Origin of the sequence: Microcoleus sp. SVA1B4 (assembly GCF_036700545.1) — a bacterium.
In the GTDB taxonomy this organism is placed as follows: Bacteria; Cyanobacteriota; Cyanobacteriia; order Cyanobacteriales; family Microcoleaceae; genus Microcoleus.
Window position 1 is genome coordinate 1 of record NZ_JAUBPB010000150.1, and the last position, 2,054, is coordinate 2,054.

4 protein-coding genes are annotated in these 2,054 nt (G+C 43.5%); 1 reads left to right on the forward strand and 3 read right to left on the reverse strand.

Annotated features, from left to right (window positions below; genetic code table 11):
- Positions 1-177 precede the first annotated feature (177 nt).
- Together QT987_RS29600 and QT987_RS29605 are read right to left on the reverse strand one after the other, a co-directional pair.
- Positions 178-477 (reverse strand): DUF3593 domain-containing protein, encoded by a 300-nt coding sequence (locus QT987_RS29600; protein ID WP_333057168.1) that lies wholly within the window; start codon positions 475-477, stop codon positions 178-180.
- Between the two features lie 314 nt (positions 478-791).
- Positions 792-1,445 (reverse strand): ATP-binding protein, encoded by a 654-nt coding sequence (locus QT987_RS29605; RefSeq protein WP_333247043.1) that lies wholly within the window; start codon positions 1,443-1,445, stop codon positions 792-794.
- Positions 1,446-1,615: 170 nt separating this feature from the next.
- Here QT987_RS29605 and QT987_RS29610 point away from each other — a divergent pair, with 170 nt between their 5' ends.
- A complete protein-coding gene (locus QT987_RS29610) occupies positions 1,616-1,819 on the forward strand; it encodes a hypothetical protein (RefSeq protein WP_333247045.1) in 204 nt (67 codons plus the stop codon).
- 26 nt (positions 1,820-1,845) lie between these two features.
- Here the strand turns inward: QT987_RS29610 and QT987_RS29615 are convergent.
- On the reverse strand, positions 1,846-2,054 hold a 209-nt coding region (locus QT987_RS29615), incomplete at its 5' end, for a hypothetical protein (RefSeq protein WP_333247047.1).

A 2,054-nucleotide genomic window follows, 5' to 3' on the forward strand; every position in this document is an offset into this window, starting at 1 on the left:
TGAGAATTAAATAACGCCCACTCTTGAATGGGGGATGGGCGTCCCGCCCGTCCAAAAAGGCCGGGCGGGACGCCCATCCCACAATAACAATTAAAATTGTAAGTTATTTAATTCGCCCAACTAAACAGACGCTAGTCAAATGAAAGTCTCGCATTAATCCCGACTACCCTCTCAAGTTTATTCTTGTGAGGATGCTTTGGCTTTAATCACCGCTTCTCTAAAGCCTAAAACTAATAAAATATTGGCAAGTGTTAAGAATAGTTCCGCAGAACCGTGCAGCCAATCGACATTTGCTAGTGACTCATTGTAGGCAACTTTTGCGTAAATTGCGGCGGGAATCGTCACCGCTACAAAAACGAGAGTCCCGTAAAATCCCATCAGAGCTAAACGAGGTGTTTTTCCCGATCGAGTCAAAAACCAGAGAAATCCCAAGTAGGGAAATAGAGACAGAACAAATAAAGTTTCTTTGGAAATCATTAGTAATTGGTGAGCGACCAGATACTATGATAAATTAAAAGCTCAAAAATTAGTGTGAATAATTTTTAACTTTTAATGTTGAGTTTTTAATATTTAATTATAATATTTAATTCGACAGATGCACCCGTTTCTATCGAACCGCTATAGAATCACCCAATACCATAGCTCTTAACCCAAGCCGCAGCAGGTGGGCAGTATTCAAAACCCCTCACCCACGCGGAGACAAAACCCGTAAATTTTCCCCCTAACACCGTTTTTAGCCTACTAACACATTTTTTACCGTGCCAGTGTGTTAATTGTCCCTCACTCCCAAGCTACCCAGCAATTAGAAATAGAGACGGTTCCAAACTTTTATGTCTGCTAGGCATCAAGCAAGCATCGTTCAAAACCTCTAAGTCCAAGCTGCCTTTTCTATCTGCTGCCAGAATTTCCTTCAGCTTAGCATCAAAATCAAAACACGGCCCGCAATCCCAAACTTTGAGTTCCAACCGTCCATTAAACACCGTAATTTCGAGTTGCACAGGAGTTTCTACTGGCAGATTTTTGTGAGCGTGGCGAACTGCATTAGTGAAACCTTCAGCCAACCCCAACTGAATCTTCCACCAAACTTCATTGGGGAGCGATATATCTTTCAACTGTTCAAACCACAACAAAACTTGAGTTAAAGCATTGACATCTGTGTTGACTTGCAGGCTAATATGTTGAATAAAAGTTTCATGCAGCTCTTCTTCCTGCTCTGTTTCAGTCTGCCAATCCCAGGTGTTTAATAAATTCATTAACCCATCTAAAACGCTAGCTTTTTTTATAAAATTTTGGGAGCGATCGCGATTTTCTACTTCGTAAGTTTTGCTCAGCGACAAACAGTTTCGATTGTCGAGAGTCCGGGTGTAACTGAGCTCGTCTGCAATCTGCCACATGAGTTTGATCCCCCTGCCGCCTTCTGCAAGTCGATCTATGCTGTTAGACATCTATTTTCCTCGTTTGAAAGTATTAGCTGTACTCAATTCTCCCACCCGCCGAGACACGTGGTATTTTTTTTATACTTGCTTGCTCGGTATTATTTCGGGGATCACACAAAAATGCTATCTTTTTTATAGAAAGCAGCGCATCAGCAATATGTCTTAAGAGTCTAAGCCAATTGGCTTATTTACCGATCGCCTGTACGGAGAACGATCGCCCTCGGCAGCAAAATCCCACTGCATCCATTACCAATACTTATCCGTTGTCGGAGTCGGTCATTTGCCTCCGCCGTCGCCAGAATCCCCGGCATTTAGCGCCTCGGGCCGATCGCCGTTCGCTGCAAGGGAGCCTTGATGTGCGGGCTTTCATCCCCAAGGCGTAAGTAACTTCCGTGAGCGCGATCGAACCTTACACCGTCGAGTCGCGTCCATCCACCAAGAAACTGGGTCTGAAGCCCCGTCCTTCGCTTGACGGCTTTTCTTTAACTTTGAGGCTCCTGATTAATTCCCTAAGTACATCGGTTTTAGTCCGACCTACAGATTTGCAGTGTTCTTCAAGAATTTTAAATTCAGACTCTTGAATCCGAAAATCTAAACGTTTCTTCATGATTTTATCCG

What these genes read in the sequence shown, in the direction of transcription:
- QT987_RS29600 (WP_333057168.1), bottom strand. Translation starts at nt 477, where the DNA reads ATGATTTCCAAAGAAACTTTATTTGTTCTGTCTCTATTTCCCTACTTG.
- QT987_RS29605 (WP_333247043.1), bottom strand. Translation starts at nt 1,445, where the DNA reads ATGTCTAACAGCATAGATCGACTTGCAGAAGGCGGCAGGGGGATCAAA.